Annotated in this window: 10 protein-coding genes and 3 pseudogenes; 6 read left to right on the plus strand and 7 right to left on the minus strand. The window is 58.3% G+C overall.

Going from position 1 to position 19,231, the window contains the following annotated elements:
- Positions 1-194: 194 nt before the first annotated feature.
- The 5 genes and pseudogenes from O7A70_RS30000 to O7A70_RS30020 all read right to left on the minus strand — a co-directional run bounded on the left by O7A70_RS30000 (position 195) and on the right by O7A70_RS30020 (position 5,736).
- The gene (locus O7A70_RS30000; protein ID WP_337143577.1) at positions 195-884 is read right to left on the minus strand and encodes a response regulator transcription factor; all 690 of its coding nucleotides are present in this window, start codon (positions 882-884) and stop codon (positions 195-197) included.
- Positions 885-1,538: 654 nt separating this feature from the next.
- Positions 1,539-2,531 carry an adenosine kinase gene (locus O7A70_RS30005; protein WP_337143578.1) on the minus strand — a complete coding sequence of 331 codons (993 nt, stop codon included), beginning with the start codon at positions 2,529-2,531 and terminating at the stop codon, positions 1,539-1,541.
- A gap of 98 nt (positions 2,532-2,629) precedes the next feature.
- Positions 2,630-3,826: a methionine adenosyltransferase gene (metK, locus tag O7A70_RS30010; RefSeq protein WP_337143579.1), complete on the minus strand. Its 1,197-nt coding sequence runs from the start codon at positions 3,824-3,826 to the stop codon at positions 2,630-2,632.
- Between the two features lie 51 nt (positions 3,827-3,877).
- Positions 3,878-5,216, minus strand: a pseudogene (gene glyA / locus O7A70_RS30015) (serine hydroxymethyltransferase).
- A gap of 85 nt (positions 5,217-5,301) precedes the next feature.
- Positions 5,302-5,736, minus strand: coding sequence for an ArsR/SmtB family transcription factor (locus tag O7A70_RS30020; RefSeq protein WP_337143580.1), 435 nt, complete (start codon positions 5,734-5,736; stop codon positions 5,302-5,304).
- A 710-nt stretch (positions 5,737-6,446) separates the two neighbouring features.
- On the opposite strand from O7A70_RS30020, the gene O7A70_RS30030 reads away from it, so the two are divergent.
- The 5 genes and pseudogenes from O7A70_RS30030 to O7A70_RS30045 all read left to right on the plus strand — a co-directional run bounded on the left by O7A70_RS30030 (position 6,447) and on the right by O7A70_RS30045 (position 17,568).
- A complete protein-coding gene (locus O7A70_RS30030) occupies positions 6,447-6,767 on the plus strand; it encodes a Mu transposase C-terminal domain-containing protein (protein WP_337143611.1) in 321 nt (106 codons plus the stop codon).
- Between the two features lie 143 nt (positions 6,768-6,910).
- A pseudogene (locus O7A70_RS30035) lies at positions 6,911-7,863 on the plus strand (TniB family NTP-binding protein).
- Entirely contained in the window at positions 7,860-8,348 is a 489-nt protein-coding gene (locus O7A70_RS34275; RefSeq protein ID WP_442921227.1) for a TniQ family protein, read from the plus strand. The pseudogene O7A70_RS30035 and the gene O7A70_RS34275 overlap by 4 nt, the downstream one beginning before the upstream one ends.
- An 814-nt stretch (positions 8,349-9,162) precedes the next feature.
- Positions 9,163-9,918 carry a 4'-phosphopantetheinyl transferase family protein gene (locus O7A70_RS30040; RefSeq protein ID WP_337143582.1) on the plus strand — a complete coding sequence of 252 codons (756 nt, stop codon included), beginning with the start codon at positions 9,163-9,165 and terminating at the stop codon, positions 9,916-9,918.
- 1,875 nt (positions 9,919-11,793) lie between these two features.
- Complete coding sequence (locus tag O7A70_RS30045) at positions 11,794-17,568, plus strand: alpha/beta fold hydrolase (RefSeq protein WP_337143583.1); 5,775 nt, start codon at positions 11,794-11,796, stop codon at positions 17,566-17,568.
- A gap of 115 nt (positions 17,569-17,683) precedes the next feature.
- Here O7A70_RS30045 and O7A70_RS30050 read toward each other — a convergent pair whose 3' ends face one another.
- Positions 17,684-18,082 carry a hypothetical protein gene (locus tag O7A70_RS30050; RefSeq protein ID WP_337143584.1) on the minus strand — a complete coding sequence of 133 codons (399 nt, stop codon included), beginning with the start codon at positions 18,080-18,082 and terminating at the stop codon, positions 17,684-17,686.
- The gene (locus tag O7A70_RS30055; RefSeq protein WP_337143612.1) at positions 18,043-18,519 is read right to left on the minus strand and encodes a reverse transcriptase domain-containing protein; all 477 of its coding nucleotides are present in this window, start codon (positions 18,517-18,519) and stop codon (positions 18,043-18,045) included. Before O7A70_RS30055 ends, O7A70_RS30050 begins: the two co-directional genes overlap by 40 nt.
- Between O7A70_RS30055 and O7A70_RS30060 the strand changes: the two are divergent.
- A pseudogene (locus O7A70_RS30060) lies at positions 18,509-18,943 on the plus strand (transposase); the annotation flags it as partial. The gene O7A70_RS30055 and the pseudogene O7A70_RS30060 sit on opposite strands and share 11 nt — an antisense overlap.
- Between the last annotated feature and the right edge of the window lie 288 nt (positions 18,944-19,231).

Raw genomic sequence — 19,231 nt, forward strand, 5'->3', positions numbered from 1 at the left:
CTGATCAAGTGTGGTAAGGGATTTGCTTGCATCAAAGGATGGTGACATGGGGGCGCTCCTTAGGTAGCTACTCAACAGCGCCGAGGGTGCCACACGCTCGCCGCCGCCCATAGCATCTACAGCGCTATTGAGGGCGCGCTCGCGAGCAGCTTTTGCTCGGCCGAGCTACTACCCCACGGGCTACGATCCTCATTTCAGATTTCCTGCTCTTCGAGCGCGTAACCGCCCGAGCGTATGGTTCGGATGACGTTGTGGGGCGAGAGCGCCTTTCTCAGTCGGCTGATATGGACGTCAACTGTGCGCGGGCCAACATAGATATTTGCCGGCCAAGCGGCGCTAACCAGTTCGTCGCGGCTGCATACCTTGCCAGGGTTTTCCATCAGGTGGCGCAGCATGTTGAACTCGAGTGGGCCAAGATGGAGCTGCTGGCCACTGCAGTGTACCCGGCGGCTTCTGGGCTCCATATTAAGCTGACCGCAGGTCAACGCCACGTCGTTCCCGCCGTTGGGGAGCAGGCGAGTCCGCAGTTTCCCATCTAAATACGCAAGCAATTTACCCGGCGCGAAGGGCCGCAGGAAAGTTTCGTCAATGCCGGCTTTGAGCAGATCGAGCTGCTGGTGCTCGGCGCCGGAGGCGATAAGGGCAATCACGGGCAGTGCGTCGGTTTGCAGCTCGCCTTTCAGCCGGGCGCAGATCCCCGGGCCGCCAATGCTAGCCGGTTGGCAGTCCAGGACGACAGCCTGCGGCTCGCACTCAGTCATCTGCCGGATCGCGTCCTCGACGCCACCGGCCAGCATGGTTGCGAAGCCGTCCACCTCAAGGATGTGACTGAAGAACAGGTAGAACTCGGCATCCTGCGAACAGATCAGGATTAACGGCTTCATCTGCGTCCTACATTAACGGAACATTGAACGCCGGTCGTCACGGAGCTCGCTCGGAATTGCGGCTTTGCTACGCCTGCCCTGGGCTCTGTCAGTGCCACTGGACATTTCCCTCACGGCCAGCGTCCGATTGGCAATTTGGTGCGCCCTGGGAACGAAGATCTACCCAAACACACCACAAGCGGGTCGTTGGCGGCCACGATGGCGACGCCGGATCAGCTGCTCGATCAGGTCGGCCAAGCAGACCCACCCGGTACGATCCGGGCTGGTGCGATAGGGAGCCCACGTAAATCGCAGCGATCATTTCGGCGCAAACTCCTCCGGTGCCACTCGACGCCTCGTTATGCGCGCAGTAGCTGATGCTGACCTGACAAGGTCGGTTGCTACCTTCGTTCCAGTTCGCTCCGCGCCATCAAGTGCCTCTCGGCAGTTCCTTTTCTCAAGACCAGAAGATCAAAATTTGTGCCAACACGAAGGCAGCCGCAGAGAAGATTTTGCGACTTTTATTTCAGCGGTTTAACGGGAATGCAGCAGAAGATCAGGCAGAACCACAATGTCGCGGACCCGACAAAGCGCAAGTTGCTATGGCCCGCCTAGCTTCTTTCGGTCCTCGCGCCAATGACAATGCCGCAGCGGCAGAGTCTTCGAGATGGCTGCCTACAACAACCCCGCCTGCTCGGCCTCTTTGCGCAGATTTTGTCGTGGCCTTGGGCCGATCTGCTGGATCACCAATCCGGCCGCCAGTGAGCCAAGATCGCCGCAGATCTGGAGGTCGCGTCCCTGTGTATAACCATGCAGGAAACCGGCGGCGTAGAGGTCGCCGGCGCCCGTCGTGTCGACCAGTTCCTTGATGGCGGTCGCCTTTATGACCACGGTCTCGTCGCCGCGCACGATGACCGAGCCCTTTTCGGAGCGGGTCACCGCCGCGATCCTGCAATCCTTGCGGATCTGCTCCAGCGCCTCGTCGAACGACGAAGTCTGGTAAAGCGACTTGATCTCGTGGCTGTTGGCAAAAACGATGTCGACCGTGCCTGAACGCATCAGGTCGAGGAACTCGTCGCGGTAGCGGTCGACGCAGAACGAATCGGAGAGTGTCATGGACACTTCGCGGCCGGCCGCGTGTGCCAGCCTGGCCGTCTGCCGGATGGCTTCCTTGGCGCGCGGCGGGTCCCACAGATAACCCTCGAAATAGGTCACCTTGGCGCCCGACGCCTTGTCGGCCTCGACATCTTCCGGCCCGAGTTCGACGCAGGCGCCGAGATAGGTGTTCATCGAGCGCTCGCCATCGGGCGTGACGAAGATCATCGAACGCGCCGTCGGCGGCTCGCCCTCGAGCGGCCTGGTGTCGAAGGCGACGCCCTGCGCGTGGATATCGTGCGCATAGATTTCGCCCAGCGCATCGTTGGAGACCTTGCCGAAGAAGGCGGCGCGTCCGCCGAAGGAGGCGACACCGGCCGCCGTGTTGCCGGCGCTGCCGCCGGAGGCCTCGATCGCCGGGCCCATGCGGCTGTAGAGCAATTCGGCGCGGTGGGTGTCGATGAGGTTCATCGCGCCCTTGATGATGCCATTGGTCTCGAGGAAGTCCTCCTCGCACTGGGCGATGATGTCGACAATCGCATTGCCGATGCAAAGCACGTCATAATCCGGCATCAATGTCTCCGCCAAAAACCCGGTCGGCTCCATGCCCGCGCGGGGAACCCTTCAATTCTACAATGGTCCAGCGCTTGCAGATTGATCAGGCAGCAGCCTCAAGCCGCATCCAGACCTGCCTCCCGCCTCAAGAGATCGGCTCTATCCGTCCTCTCCCAGGTGAACTCAGGCTCTTCACGGCCGAAGTGGCCGTAGGTCGCGGTCTTGCGGTAGATCGGGCGCAACAGATCGAGCATCTTGATTATGCCTTTGGGCCTTAGATCGAACAGCTCAAGAATGAGGCGCTCGATCCATTCCTCTTCGATCGTCGCCGTGCCAAACGTGTTGACGAAAACCGAAACCGGTGTGGCCACACCGATCGCGTAAGCAATCTGCACCTCGCAAACTTCGGCAAGTCTGGCAGCCACGACATTCTTGGCAACGTAGCGGGCCGCATAAGCAGCCGAACGGTCAACCTTGGAGGGGTCCTTGCCGGAAAAGGCACCACCGCCGTGGCGTCCCATCCCACCATAGGAATCGACAATGATCTTGCGTCCAGTGAGGCCGCAGTCTCCGCGAGGCCCGCCCACCACGAACCGTCCCGTTGGGTTGACCAGGAGCCTGACCCCTGTCGTGTCCAGGTCGATCGGCAAGACAGGCTTGATGATCTCCTCGATGACGCCTTCCCGCAGGGCTTCCTGTGAGACCTCCTCGTCATGTTGGGTCGACAGGACGATGGTATCCAGCGCAACCGGGCGCAAACCTTCATAACGTACCGAGACTTGCGATTTTACGTCGGGACGCAGCCAGCTAAGCTGTCCTGCTTTGCGGACCTCTGCCTGCCTTTTCGTCAGGTGGTGAGCGAGCTGGATCGGCAGGGGCATCAGTGTATCGGTCTCGCTGCAAGCGTACCCGAACATGAGACCCTGATCCCCCGCGCCCTGGTCGAGATCAATCCCGCGTCCTTGATCGACGCCCTGGCTAATGTCAGACGACTGTTCGTTGATAGCCAGAACGACAGCGCAACGGCGACCATCAAACCCGATGGCATCATCATCATATCCAATATCAAGAATGGTATCGCGGGCAACTTGGCTGTAGTCAATCTGGGCGTCACTGGTGATCTCGCCAGCCAGCACGACCATCCCTGTCTTCACCAACGTCTCACAGTTTTTCACCAACGCTTCACAAGCGACGCGCCCTTTGGGATCCTTGAGAAGGACCGCATCGAGAATGGCATCCGAGATGTTGTCGGCCAACTTATCCGGGTGTCCGGCGCCCACGGATTCGGAGGAGAATACGAATTGTCTAGCCATGAAATTAGTCTCGCTTCGGGTAGGAGTTGTACGGGTTTGGTTTAGGCGGCTTTAGCGTTCGGTGATGCCGGGCACAGCGAACGGAGCACAGAACTCCGCAACGTCTTTCCGCACGCTGGCATGCACATCTGGGTCCTCGGGATGGCGGCAGACCAGGTCAATGAAGCCGGCAATCTGGAGCATTTCTCCCTCACGCATGCCCATGGACGTCACTGCTGGTGTCCCCAAAGCGGATTCCGCTCGTGACCGCCGGCTCGCGCGGGTCGCCAGGCACCATGTTAAAGTTTGTAATGATGCCTGCCTCTGCCAGGCGCTCGGCATAGGCTTTACCTGACAGCGGCCAATCCCGCAGATCAAGGATCAGCATGTGATTGTCGGTTCCGCCGGTGACCAGGTGGTAACCACGGTCGAGAAGCGCTTGGGCGAGAGCCTTCGCATTCTTGACGATCTGCTGACCGTAGATCCGGAAAGACGGAGTCGCGGCCTCGTGCAGAGCAACAGCCAGTGCGGCGATGGTATTCATATGGGGCCCGCCTTGCAGATGAGGGAAGACCGCGCGATCTAACCGTTTGGCGAGATTGTGCTTGCTCTTTGGATGGTAGAGCGCCTGATAACGATCGTCATTCCGCGACAGAATAAAGCCACCGCGCGGACCGCGGAGCGTCTTGTGAGCGGTGCTGGTGACGACGTCGCAATGCTGCACGGGATTCGGATGCACGCCTGCTGCGACCAGACCGCTAATATGTGCGATGTCGGCGACAAGGTAGGCGTCCGCCTCATGAGCGATCTCGGCCATTGCCGCGTAGTCAAAGAGACGCGGATAAGCAGTTGCGCCGACCCAAATCAATTTCGGCCGTTCCCGCTTGGCTGTCTCACGCAGTCGGTCGTAGTCAATTTGCTGCGTCTTTGCGCTCAGTCCGTAGGGGACGCGTTGATAGTCGGTGCCGGAAAAGTTGACGGCCCAACCATGGGTCAGATGGCCGCCTTCCGGAATCGGGAGGCCCATCACTTTGTCTCCGGGACTCAAAAGCGCGCGATAGACAGCCTGGTTCGCTGGCGAGCCCGAATATGGCTGGACATTAGCGTGCTCACTGCCGAACAATGCCTTTAAGCGCTCGATGGTGAGGTTCTCAAGCTCATCAACGATCTCGTTTCCCGCGTAATAGCGCGCATCCGGATACCCTTCGGCGTACTTATTGGTGAAGATCGAACCGATCGCTTCCAGGACGGCCGAGGAGGCAAAATTCTCGGACGCGATGAGCTTGAGCGTCGTCCGCTCTTGCTGCTCCTGTCTTCGAAGCAGTTCGTGCACGCGGCTATCTACCCTCGCCAGGGAAAACGGTCGCTCGCCACTGAATTGTGCAATTGCGCCGGCGGCGGAGCTGTTCATGGGGCTTTGACCTCCTACCGGGTTGAACTATTCGCGTCAGCCGGGAAATCCCCTTGGATCGCGTCTTGCATCTTTTCGAGGCGTTTTAGGTCCACCTCATGATATCCATCCTGGTAGGGGAGGAGATCGACCAGCAATTGAACGAACCTGCCGTCGTTGCTTCCTCCATTGAGATGAGGACCGCGGACGGTTGTCCGTTGCAGCAAAGAAAGTCAGCTTTTGCGAGCAGCCGCACGTGTCGCTCAACGCGTTTCCGAGGCAGATCGAGAATCTGCGCAAGCTTGCAAACGGTTAGGTCGGAATGCGCGCAAAGGTCCAGAATCCTCAGACGATCAGGATGCGCGGCCGTGATGAGACGTTTCTCAGTATCTTCATCGGCCAGCATCACGCCATATGTCCGCAGACAAGGCATAAATTCGCTGTTCAATTTGGACGAACGTTCTTCTTCTTGCCATTGCCTGTATATCCCGGATTGCAATTCGACCGTCGGAGCATGAATGGCAGCAAATATTGCCGCCATTGGACCTTGGACGTTACGCGGAGCGTAGCATCACAGACGATTGTCGGGCGCGAAGAGTTTATGAATTTCGTTGGAGGATTTGTTGCAACGCAAGCAAGAAGGCCGCCTCGTCATGTCTGCGGCCGTTGCTGTGGTATTGACCGTTGGCGATGGCGTCCGCTGATCCTTGCGCGTCAGCCGCTCGGACGGCCCTGGCTGACACTAGCATTGGACTCGGATGGTGACGAGCCTCTATCTGACCATAGAGGCGCCCTCGCGATTATCGACAAGCCTATGCATATTGCACTCCGTATTCGACAAGTGCCATGTGGTTGCAGGAGAGGTGTATCCATGAAGCGTGGCCAGTGGCCGGACTGCCAGGAACGATACATGTCGACAACGGCTCCGACTTTCGAAGTCATGCATTCGAACGCGCTTGCCGGGACAATGGCATAAAGATCGATTGGCGGCCGCCGGGGACTCCCCATTTCGGCGGCCACATCGAACGGTTGATTGGCACGCAGATGGGCGCGGTTCACCTGCTGCCAGGATCGACCTCCAGCAACATCGAGGAACGGCGCGAGTATGATGCCAAACGCCACGCGGCACTGACACTCCGAGAGCTTGAGCGCTAGATCGCACTTGAGATCGTCGGGCAATACCATCATGCCATCCATGGCGCACTGCGTCGGCCACCGATTGCGGTCTGGCGAGAGCACGAAAATGAGTTGGTGTTGCGTCTGCCGAAAGACCGTATGCAATTCTGGATCTCGTTCCTGCCGGAGGCAGAGAGAACGTTGCGACCGACCGGCATCCATCTTTTCAACATTCGCTACTGGTCGCCCGCTCTGTCTGCCGACATTGGACGGACCAAAGCCCGCCTGATTGTGAAATACGACCCCCGCGATCTGTCGCGCGTTTTTGTCAGGCGACCCTCAGGCAACTTTGTGGAGGCGCGCTATGCCGATGTGACGCTTGCGCCGATTACATTGTGGGAGGCGCAGGCTGCACGGCGTAAACTCCTCCGTTCAGGTGTTGCGACGACCGTTTGAATCCGCCCTCAACGCTGAGGGCAAACGCGACATTGACAGGCACGTCCTTGTTCGCACAGCGCTTGTCCAGCGCGAACTGATCCAGGAGGCGAAACTCAAGACACAAGGGCGTCCGCAGCTTCCGAAATTGGATGTGGATGACGATGAATTGGGCTCGCTTCGCGGCATCGATTCAAGCAAACCTGTTCCCTCCGTCGAAGATCTGGATTGAGCCCCTTTTGACCACGGATAATATCCATCTGACGCACGCGGCCAAAGACCTCCTCACCGAGCCCGACGTTCTGCGCGTTCGCGCAATCCAGGCTCGCCGCTGGATTTTCTATCCGCGCGCCAAGCAGGCGCTCGATCGCCTCAACCTACTGGTCGATCATCCTCGCGGCACACGCATGCCTTCGGTGGCCATCTACGGCGACAGTGGCATGGGCAAGACGATGATCCTCGAGAAATTCTGCGATAATAATCCCTCATGCTTTGATCCGACGACCGGCGTACAGGCTATGCCGGTTCTGGCAATCGAGATGACCGGGAAGCCAGGGGAGCGCCGTCTATATGCCGAGATTCTGGCTGCACTTGGCGCGCCACAGGCACCCCGCGCCGACATCGTGCAGATGGAGCAAGCGGCGTTGCGACTTATGGCGGCGGCGTTCAGGTCCTGGTGATCGACGAGATACGTAACATTCTCGCCGGCTCGTACCGCGAACAGCGGGTCGTGCTGAACACGCTCCGATTTCTCAGCAATCGACTTCAGATTTCCCTGGTTTGCTTCGGCGTTACCGAAGCCCGCGAGGCGATAAGCGGGGACGTTCAGCTTGCCCGCCGGTTCAGCGAGCTGACCTTGAACAGATGGGCGGCCAACGAACAGTTCGAAGCGCTGGTTTCGTCCATATTGCGGAATATGCCGCGCCGCCGACCGACAGTGCTGACGCCGAAATCTCTGCGCCGAATTCTGCAGATCAGCGGCGGCATCACTGCAAATATTTTCCACGCGATCACGAGCCTGGCGGCCGATTCGATCGAGAGCGGCACCGAGCACATCACCGATGAAGCGGTGGAAAGCTGGTCGCCGCCAGTCAGTGCCGAAACAGCATACGCATGATCGGAGAGCTCGGCGGCACGAAGCCGCTTCCTGTCATTCTCGAACCTGTGCCGGATGAGCTCCTGTCGTCATGGATAGCGCGCCATGTGGGTTTCTATGGCGTCTCCCCGCTCACTATGCTCCGCCATGCCATTCCGGAAGCAAAATCTTTGCGGCTGACCGATACAAAGTTGGGGGCAACCGACGCCGGCCACGTTGCGAGGCTGTTTCGAACCCAGTCGTCTGCAATTTTGGCAATGACCACATCAGGTTTCCCAAGTTCAGCAGCACGGCTCGTCACGCGCTATTCAATGTTGCTTCGCTTGTGCCGAGCAAAACAGAGGGCAGGGCGCAACAACTGCGGTGCAGCGAAGTTGGACGCAGGGTTGGCGGATAACCTGTCCCGTCTGCGGACTACGGCAACACGACATAAGAGACGCAGCATCTGCGCTTATAAGCCCGCTATCGCCGTTCGAGGGTCTTTGGAAAGATGCCCTCCACGGTGAACGCCTCATCGATCATGCGCTGAGTGGATCAGCTGCCGGTTGGGCATCGCCGATCGATATCGTCCGATTGCTGCACCCGGCAGAAGGTACCGGAGGGTTCATCGACGAAGGGTCGTTCGCCGCCTATACGGGTTGGAACATGTAGATTGGCATCCCTACCCGGGCAAAACTTCGGCCCGCGGCGACTTCGTTTGGTGTCCGCCTATGGATCCTTCCGGCGCTCCGGAACTGGGCTCTCGCCCGGCATGGTCCCGAGCTCTCAGTGAATTTTCGCTGCGTGAACGAAAACGCGTCGGCCGAAGCCGAATTTTACAAAAAAATACACACCCATCGTCGCACTGGAGTGGTAAACATCATCAAGGAAGGTGGAAGCGATTTCACCGTTGACAGAGAATGTTGGTGAGCATTGGCAATTCGCTCAGGCAATGGCAGCCCTCTGGTTCGTTGCGAAAGGCAGCAGATGCCAGGCCGCCACGACACGATGGGGTCTTTTAGGCTGGAACCTTTAACGATTTCCAATCTTCAGGGAGTTGCCGACGCAATCCAACGAGCAGAAGCAGCAGCACCGAAAGAGGAAGTATCAGAGCATTCCCGTCCGTACTAGCCAAGATCCATCCTCGGGTTATGAATGACGGACGCCCCGCCGGTTTCATCAATGTAACTGACGCAGATCGACCTGCTAAGAGTGCAAGAACACATCAATGTCGTATGCTGTCGCCCTTCGATCCGCATTGACGCCGACAGTCAGGCTACCGACGTCCAAGCACTTGGCGTGATTGACCTTGGTGAGTGCATTCTTCCGCGCCTGTGAAGCATGACCAGCCCTATCGATGGTGAACTTGATCGCCTAATCGCCAGTTCCCGCGGGTTTTTCGTCAATGTCGATTTGCATGATCCCAGGCTGCCCGATGCTATTCTTTTGCATGGGAGGTTTGATTTCGATAGCTTCACGGAGAACCTGTTTGACCTGATGGCGATAGAGCGTCCCATCTGCCTGTTGCGGGCATTGCCCATACGTCGTGCCGAGTTTCTCGCCGGTCGATCGATCGCTCGCGCCGCTTTGCAAATGATGGGTCAAGCCGCTCCCCAGATTCCGATCCGGCCAGACAGGGCCCCTCTGTGGCCTCCAAGTTCTGCGGGTTCGATATCCCACGCACGAGGGCATTGCGCGTGTTTCGCAATCGCCGACGGGACATGGCAAGCCGGCGTTGACGTGGAGGCGCTGGCCAGCGGCCATGCTCTGGAATCGCTTCTGAGCACCACCGTCAACGAGGATGAACGTGCCTTGATAGCTCGACAGTCGGCTGTTTCTTCAGACTGCCTGGTCACGCTGCTTTTTTCAGCGAAGGAAACGCTATTCAAAGCGCTCTATCCGACTGTTAGGGACTTTTTCGGATTCGACTGTGCCCAACTGCACACGGTGCCTCGAGACGGGCGTCTACGACTGCATCTGACACGAACCCTTTCTCAGGAATTGCCCAAGGGCGGACACTTTGACGTTAGCTTTGAAATCAAAGCGGGCCACGTGTTGACCTGGTTGGCGGTGCGCCGCGATGACGTGTCGAGATAGGTCCTGTCGGCTAGCGTGGTTCAGTACGAAGGGACGTGCAATCTCCTACGCGCCCGAGCGAACGTCGTTCCTTAACCGTTAGCCAGCCTGGCGCGGAAGGGGCGACGAAGTGCCGTCGATGGCAATGAACGTGTGCAGCTTGCCAGGTTTCGGACACCTCTTGCTGCGCAAAAAAGCACGACTCCGACCTTTGACGTCTTTTGGGGCGCACGTTTACCGCCAGCTCTATGCCTGATGTTGCTAGTCCATTGGCCATCTCAAAGAAGCGACGTACTTTAAGGGGACTGATTGCCGCCCGACCGACGCATAGGTGCACGTCTCCTACGTTGATCGGGCCGACCTGACAAAATGCCTTTTCCAGCCGCCCAATCATCGTCTGAATTCCTTCTTCGAAGACGTCAAGACGGCACGTATACCCGTTCGATGGCCCGCGACTCTCTTTCAGCGGCAGGGCGTCATACTGGCGGATCATACGCGCTCTCACGGTGATTGCCGCGCCGCACCTAGCCGCTGACCGCAGCGATCATCAACGAGCGCCGATCTTGAACGAGACCAAGCAGTAGGTGTTCGCTTTTGCTTCGACAGCGGTGCTCACACACGGCGGGCAGCGCTCAAAATACTTTTAAAATGACAAAATAGCTTCGAGTTCGGCGGCATAAACATTTGAACGATTGCATTAAGATTGTGATAAAAGCTTTACCGTCACTGGAACTTAGTTACGCACAATTAACTTAAGATTTACAAACATGCCTTCCCGAAGTCGCATCGCATTGCTATCCTTTGTGTCGAAAAGCCCGGTCTAACTTGGGGACCCAATCCGATCTCGCGGGTATAGCTGGCTTATTGGGGATGAGTTGATGCGAGACCGCGTCGCGTAAACGAAGAATTCCTCGCTGATCCCGTCGTACGGATCAAGGAGAGAGTGGAATGATGTTTCTGCTGAATAACGCCCAACTGAGCGATTTCCAGGTAGCTTACCGGAGCCTTTTGTGCCGCGCCACCCACCTCAGCCGCTTATTATCGAGGAGCCCAACGAATCCGGATGCGTCATGGTCGTCAATGGTGGCGCAAATAGCGTGGAGCCTGGGTACTTCGGTCTGTTCCGTCACGATAACCGCATCGCGGCCAAGTACTCACGGAAGAAGTCTCATGAGAACCTCGGATCAAGCCGCGCTAGAGCGCATCAAAGCTTCGCATGCACTCGACGCCGCCGCCGCTCGGTTGGCTAACTTTTATCGCGGCTGGGCGAGGTCCTATGATTCGAATGTCGGCCGTGAGGAGTATCGCGCCGCGGGTCTTTGCAGATCTCGCAAGCGCCGTGCAGACGGCGTATTTGCCCAAAGACCGTGCAGTCACGGAAATCCTAGGCGCAGGGTGCGGAACCGGCCTCGTCGCTGGGCAGATGAAGCGCCTCGGGCTCAGGTACCCGATGGTTTCGAGTCTCAGATGAGGTGGTCGAGTAGGCTCGGCAAATTCGTGTCTACCTCCATGTCAAAGGCGATGTCGATCTCAACGGGGCCGCGTTTCAATTACCCCAGTTCGAGTACGACACCACAGTTTGTCGCGGCGTTTTCACGCTCGGGTATGTCTTACCCGACGGACTGCGCGAACAGGTTCGCGTCACCATTCGAACGGCTCCGTTATCACAAGAACTCGCAGAGCTATGCGACGGAACATATTTTGAGACGTGTGCAACGTATGCAGAAGGTGGCATCATTGCACGATGTACTGTGTAACAGTTTAGAGTTACATCGTGTATTGTTGACTGTCTGTCTCATAAAAGACAATATAGAAGTATTCGAGTTGTTGGGAATTATGAGCAAAACAGAGTTCGAGGTATATCGTAAATTCGATTGAAGTGGAGTGATATGAAAAATGGAACAATCTTGCATAGAAGCTGAGGAATTGCTGAATGTTGTGAAGAGTTCAATTGATCCGTCGTATCGGATAATTTGTTTCCCTCATGGAGGGGGGAGCACCCAGTCGTTCCGTACTTGGTCGGAATATCTCCCCGACGACGTTGAGCTTATTTGCCTCGATCTTCCCGGACGCGGCAAACGGTCAGCTGAGCCCCTCATCCGCAGCATGGACGTACTGGTATCCATGGTCACTGAGGCGCTCCGCGGATACAGCGACCGGCCTTTTGTTTTCTTCGGTCATAGCGTAGGTGCCCTCGTGGCTTACGAGATCGCCCGCTCCCTGGAGAAGGCCGGTCGGCCATCTCCCTTCCATGTTGTCGTGTCTGCTCACCCGTCGGCGGATGTGCCGGCGGATGATCCTCCCATGTATAAATACGCGGATGGCAAGTTAACCGATGTAGTCCGGAGCCTGGGGTTGGTTTCCAAGGAGGCGCTGGCAAATGAGGAACTCCTCCATAACTTTATCTTGCCTCCAATGCGGGCCGACTTTGAACTTGCGGAGACCTACGACCGGAACTTACCAACGCCTCTCGGAGCTGCAATCACCGCAATGGGGGGAGTGCAAGACGAAACGATGAACGCCAATGACCTAGGCGAATGGCGTCGGCTTACGATGTCGCGCTTCGCCCGGATTATGTTTGATAGCGATCACTTTTACACCCATTCCATGACGGAGGAAGTGGTGTCTACCCTCCTGCGTGAAGTTGGGGAAGTAAAGGCACAACTCCCAGCTTCCATTCGAATTGGCGAGACCTTGCCTTATCCCGAACTACCACTGCATGAACAATTCCGTAAACAAGCGGCGCTCAATCCGGAGGCCCCTGCCGTCGTCTCCGAGATTGGGGTCTTAACCTACCGTGAGCTCGACGACCTGAGCGAGATTCTATCTAGACACCTCCTCGGACACGGTCAGAGCCGAGTTTCGCGCGTTGGTATCCTAATGGATACCTCACCTGAATACGCCGTGGCGCTGTTCGGCATTCTTAAGACAGGGGCGGCTTACGTCGTTCTTGACAAAGCTCAGCCCATTGCAGCGCTAAATCGGATGCTTGAGAAGGCATCTGTGGAAATCGTCGTCACCAACAACCGTTTCGCAGGTAGACTCCCGCCTGACTGGTCGGGTCTTGCGCTGTCGCTCGATGATGGTTGGGTAGCGAAACTCGGCAAGGGCAGTCCGGCCAATCCCCCAGCGGTGGATCTCGATGCGCCGGCCCAGGTCGTATTTTCGTCTGGAACGACTGGGGAGCCGAAGGGGATCGTCTGCCCACACCGAACCAATGTATGCTCTCACGAGTGGTACTACCACGCGCTGCCATACGCGCCTAATGAGCGCGAGGCCGTTAATATCTTCTTGGTCTGGGAGATAATGCGGCCGATCCTCGCCGGGATGCCAGCCTATCTGATCCCGGACGACGTTATCTACGATCCGTACCAGCTGGTCGACTACCTAGAACAAAATCGAATTTCCAGAACATTGTTAACCGCTTCCCTGCTTGATGTGCTTCTCAGCAGCGGCGTCCTCGACGTCCCCTCCCGCCTTCCGGATCTCCGATTGATCTACCTAGCAGGCGAGGTGGTAACAGCAGCGTTGCTTGCGCGTACGAAGGACGCATTGCCGCATGTCAAAATTATCAATACCTATGGCATAGCGGAGACACATGACGTCACGCATATTGATTTGAGCGAGATCGATCTTGCGACAGTACAAAATGTCGTCCCGGTCGGTCCACCTCAGCACAATGTCAGTGTCTATGTCCTCGGGGAGCAGCGCGATCCCGTACCGATGGGCTTCCTCGGCGAAATCTTCGTCGGCGGCGATGGAGTGGGGCATGGATATCTCAACAGCCCGGAGATGACACGGGAAAGGTTCCTTCCCGACCCATTCCGCGCTGGTGGCACGATGTTCCGCACTGGCGATCTTGGCCGCATGCTGCCCGGTGGCCAATTGGAGGTTATCGGGCGTTGCGCTTTCATGGTGAAGATCCGAGGTTATAGCGTCGTCCCCGGGTCTGTAGAAGCTGCTTTACTTCGGTACTCCGCGGTCTGCTCCGCCGCCGTACTGCCGGAGCTCGACCCGACCACCGGCCGGCCTGATCGACTGATCGCCTATGTGGTCTTGCGGAATGGGGCCAAGGGCTGGGAGGCTGCTTTGCGGGCTCATTTGAAGTCTGAGCTGCCACACTACGCGATGCCGTCGGACTTCGTCGCGGTGAGGGAATTGCCCATCGCTGCCAATGGGAAACTTGATCGGTCGCGCCTCCGCGAGCTGGCGGAACAGGCGTGCGCTCCAGTGACAGGTGCCGATGAGGTCGAGGCGGCACTTCGCGCGGCTTGGCGCGGCCTTCTCCAGGCTGAAGCTGCTGATCCGGGCGACAACTTTTTCGACTGCGGCGGACACTCCCTTCTGGCTGCCCGTCTCTGCACCCAGCTTCGTGAGAGTCTGAAGGTGCAACTCCGCGTAGTGGAGGTCTTCCTCAATCCGACTTTCAAAGAGCTCGCGGCTCTTCTCCACAAGCGCCGCGGCGAGCAGGGACATCCCCAAATCCGGAAGCTTCCTAAAGCACCGCCAGTCTCAGCGGGCAGGGCGAATACTAAGGCGTTCGACGGGCGACGCGGCTCCGGGATGGACATTGCGGTGATTGGTCTGGCCGCGCGTTTCCCCGGTGCGGAGACCGTCGATGCGCTCTGGGAAAACCTCTGCCAAGGGGTCTGCTCGATCGCCCCGCTCTCCGCGCAGGAACTCAAGGCTCGGGGCATTCCGGAGGTTATCCTGAAGCGCTCCGATTATGTGCGCGTGGGTGCCCATCTGAACGATGTGGATCTTTTCGATCCGGATTTCTGGAACCTCTCAAGGCGTGAGGCAACCCTGATGGACCCGCAGCATCGCCTGTTCCTCGAATGCTGTTGGAAGGCACTTGAGTCGGCCGGGTATGCGCCCACCCAGGATGAGGGTCGGACGGGTGTGTTCGCAGGGTCGTCCTTCCCCCTCTATCTACTACACCACTTGAAGGGCGGCGGCCTCATCGATTCCGTTAACGCTCCGCTCGCTTTCCTGACGGAGCTCGGCAACGATAAGGACTATCTTGCCTCGCGCGTTTCCTACATGCTGAACCTCAGAGGCCCAAGCATGGCGGTGCAAACCTCATGCTCTACTGGGCTGGTGACGATTGCGGTCGCCGCTCAGTCGCTCGCGGCCGGCTATTGCGACATGGCTCTGGCAGGCGGGGCGAGCATCACCTTCCCTCAAGCGGGTTATCAGTTTGTCAAGGACTTCATCAATTCTTCGGACGGTGTGTGCCGAACCTTTGATGCCGATGCCAGCGGCACGGTGCTCGGAGATGGGGTAGGGGTCGTCGTTCTCAAGCGCCTCGAAGATGCGCTTGCGGCGAACGACCCTATCCACGCAGTGGTAAAAGGATGTGCCATAAACAACGATGGCCGCGCCAAATCGTCCTTCTCGGCGCCTAGCGCGCGAGGCCAGGCCGATGTTGTGCGCCAAGCACTAGCCTCCGCGGCACTCGGCGCTGAAGACGTGGAATACATCGAGACGCATGGCACTGGCACCAAGGTCGGCGACCCGATCGAGGTCCGCGCCTTGGCAGACGCTTTCGCGGGGCAAGTGGAAACGGGCGGCGCCTGTGCGCTCGGGTCAATTAAACCGAACATCGGCCATGCCAACTTCGCCGCTGGGGTCGCGAGCTTTATCAAGACAGTTCTCATCCTTCAGCACGGGGTAATCCCCCCGACTATCAACATCAACCAGCTGAACGAAGATCTGGGTCTGGAAGACACGCACTTCTTCGTCAATGAGCAGCTGAGATCTTGGCCCCGTCCGCAGGGGCGCCTTCGAACTGCCGGAGTCACTGGCCTCGGTATCGGTGGAACTAACTGCCATGTCGTGCTGCAGGAATGGAACAGCGACAGCGCAAGGGCTTGGCCCGGATCGGTCGCGCGGGGATCTCACGCCCTTTGCCTTTCTGCAAAGACTCCCTCGGCGCTACGCCGGGCCTGCCGGAATCTAGCCGTGTTCCTGCAGCGCAAGCGCGAGATCGATCTCGGTGACGTCGCCCACACGCTACGCGTTGCGAGATGCCAATTCGATTATCGAACAGTCGTTGTGGCGCGCAACTTGGACATGGCCATCGCGAAGTTAGAAGAAAAGGCGGATCGTGCAGCTGATCGGACCCTTTCCTCACCGTCGATCGGGTTCATGGTGCCAGGCTGCGGAGTGCAGTACACGCGAATGTTCAAGGATCTCTTCGATCACGTGCCGGACTTCCGCAATGCTTTCCTGACTTGTGCGGCCGCTAGTCGCCCCGTTCTGGATCGTCACCTGGAGACGGTTATGTTTGGAGAGGACGCCGGATACGCGACCGCTTCCTTCGAAGAAATCAGTGTCATGATTTTCTCAGTGCAATACGGCGTGGCGTGTTTGCTAGAACTGTGTGGAGTGCGTCCCGATTATCTCGTTGGACACACCATGAGCGAATACGTCGTGGCCACCCTTGCGGGCATACTGAAACTTGAAGATGCTATTCGGCTGACAGTAGTTCGTAGCCGCGCGATGGCGAATGTTGGTATCGACGGTGCTATGCTTGCGGCCAGATGCGGCCCGGACGAGGCTGAGCGTATGCTTATGGAGGACGATTGGCGTGATCGAGCTGAAGCTGGCGAGATCAGCGTTGGTGTCGTGAACTCAAATACCGGTGTCGTTTTCACTGGCAAGCGAGAACTTATCCAAAAGCTTCAGGAGAGGCTCGAACAAGTACGGTTTCCCAACCAGGTCATTAATCCAGCTGGCGTCCTCTTTCATTCTCCGCTGATGAAACCAGCGGCTGAGATCATCGATGCGCAGGTCCGCATCGTTGAAAAGCGGTTGCCGGATGTGGCCATTGCTCTGAATTCAGGATCCCTGCATGGGGTGAAAGTGCCATTACCGCAGAGCCACTGGAGCGGGCAAGCAACTGGGCCTATCCGATTCGATCGCTCTATCCAGACCATGGTCGCGGCTGGTGTAACCGCACTCATTGACCTTGGCCCTTCGCGCGATCTGGCGCGTTTCGCACATGGAGCGATCAACCTAGAGGATCGCAAGACCAGAATCCCATCGATTGTCCCTGCCGCGCGCGACGAGAACGATGAAGAGTCCACTGACCGCCATGTCCTGCTGGAATGCCTTGCGGCACTCTGGGCCGCGGGTGTTGCGGTGGATTGGAGGCGGGCCAGTGATCAGTTGGAACCGTTCGGTGCTCGTCGGCGCCTTTCCCTTCCAACGTACTCATTTGACGGTCACCGTTGCTGGCCGGATAATCAGACGGCAGGCCCGACGCTTCCACGGCAGCCTGGGGAGCGAGAACGGCACAGGGGGGGGCAATGGGTCGACCACGTTCGGACGATCAAGCCCAACAAGAAGCCAGACGAGCAGCCAGACAAAGAGAAAAGATCTCCGCGCGAAGAAGTCGAAACAAGTAAGGACAACATGTTGCGGAACGGCGATCCGAGGAACCTCTTCCTTGATGAAGTCAAGACTCTTCTCGGCCCCAAGGAAATAGGGTTGGACGACAACTTCTTCGATGTTGGGGGAGACAGCCTTCTCGCCGCAGAACTTCAAGCTCATTTGACGAAAAGCGACCGCTGGAGGTCGCCGAAATTGGATGAGATAATTGAGGCGGCGACATTCGGCGACCTGTACGAGCGAATATGCAGCCGTAACGATCACCCGTCGCAATAATCACAGCGGAAAGAGTGGGAGCATAATACGCTCCCGTACTTCATGGCTGCTCCTTCCAAATGTTTGTGGCGACTCACATCGATCACGTTTTCACATTTCGACAGGAGCGCCGCCATCATCTGGTTCGGCCGAGACCCCAATCACCCCATTTGTTTGGAAAATCGGAAAATTGGGATTGATCGGGATAGGGGGACACCTCGCGGTGCCGCCCCCTCCCACACCACCGGGCATACGGGTCACGTACCACGGCGGTTCGACCGGTCATGCTTGTGCAGAGACAAAGAGACGGGGGAGACCGAGTGACTCGAAGTATTGGTTGCGCAAGGCCTGTTGGACCGCCGGGTGTCCTGACATGCGTCAGAAACCCGTCGGTGAACCCGGCGGCAGGCGCGGCACTGAACTTTGGCACGCCACGACGGCGTAGTTCCTTGAAGCGGTTGTGCCCGTTCCCCCATTGCCGCCAAAGATACGAGCCTAGTCTTCGGCGGATCCACGCTTCCAAGTTGGTGAGCACCCGAGGGGTCTGGCAGAAGCCAAAGTAGCCGCGCCGATGAGGTACGGCTTCAGCTCCTTGATCAGCTGCGGCAGACTGATCCCCCGTGTCCGGCGGGTCATGTCCCGGATCAGCGCCTTGAACTTGTCGAGGGCCTTTGGCGCGATGCGCCGCTCGCTCCCGTCGTTCGAGATGCTGAATCCAAGGAACTTCCGCTCCTCCGGCCGCGCCACCGCGCTCTTCGCCTCGTTGACCTTCAGCAGCAGCTTCTTGGTCAGGAACCGGCTGACCGAGGCCTTGACCCGTTCGCCGGCGCGGCGGCTGCGAACATAGATGTTGCAGTCATCCGCGTAGCGGCAAAAACGGTGACCACGTCGGGCCAGTTCCTTGTCGAGGTCGTCGAGCAGGAGATTGCTTAGGAGGGGCGAGAGCGGGCCACCTTGCGGGGTTCTCGACATCGTCAGCAATGAAGAAGTCTGCAGGCGGCTGAAGAGCGCGCCGGGCGTCGGGCCGATCACCGCGCTCGCCTTCCGCGCCACGATCGACCGGCCTGAGCGGTTCGGCTCGTCGCAGGCGGTGGGGGCGCATCTGGGACTGACGCCGGCACGCTACCAGTCCGGCGAAACCGACATCCAGGGAAAGGTCAGCCGATGGGGCGACGAACTTGCACGCACCGCGCTTTATGAGGCGGCCCACACACTGCTGGTGCGATCGAAGAAGTGGTCGAGCCTCAGAGCATGGGGCATGAACATCGCCAGGCGGCGCGGCATGGCACGAGCCCGGGTCGCGGTCGCCCGCAAACTGGCCGTCATTCTGCATCGCATGTGGGCCGACGCGACCGAGTTCCGCTTTGGAAAGGAGCCTGCCGCGCTGGAGGCGTAAGCCGCGACGAACACCGAAGGAGCAAAAGCAAAGCTTTCGCCCGAACGGGCGATGCCCGGATCGTTCCGTGGGACGATGGGCGAGGCGATCTCGTTAAGAGTCCCGAACCTGCCGGCCAAAACTCGGCAAGGTCGTGAAACAGATTGAGACGCCTCGCTCTCCTGACCCCAACATGCGGCGGCCCAAGCGCCGACCGCGAAGAGAAGCGAGTGACCCAGGAACGGTCCAGAAAAACGTGCAGGAGCATCTTGACCAAAACGACCCCAATCAGAGAGGACTCTAAGCACC

This window comes from Mesorhizobium sp. Cs1299R1N1 (genome assembly GCF_037179655.1).
Taxonomy (GTDB): Bacteria; Pseudomonadota; Alphaproteobacteria; order Rhizobiales; family Rhizobiaceae; genus Mesorhizobium; species Mesorhizobium salmacidum.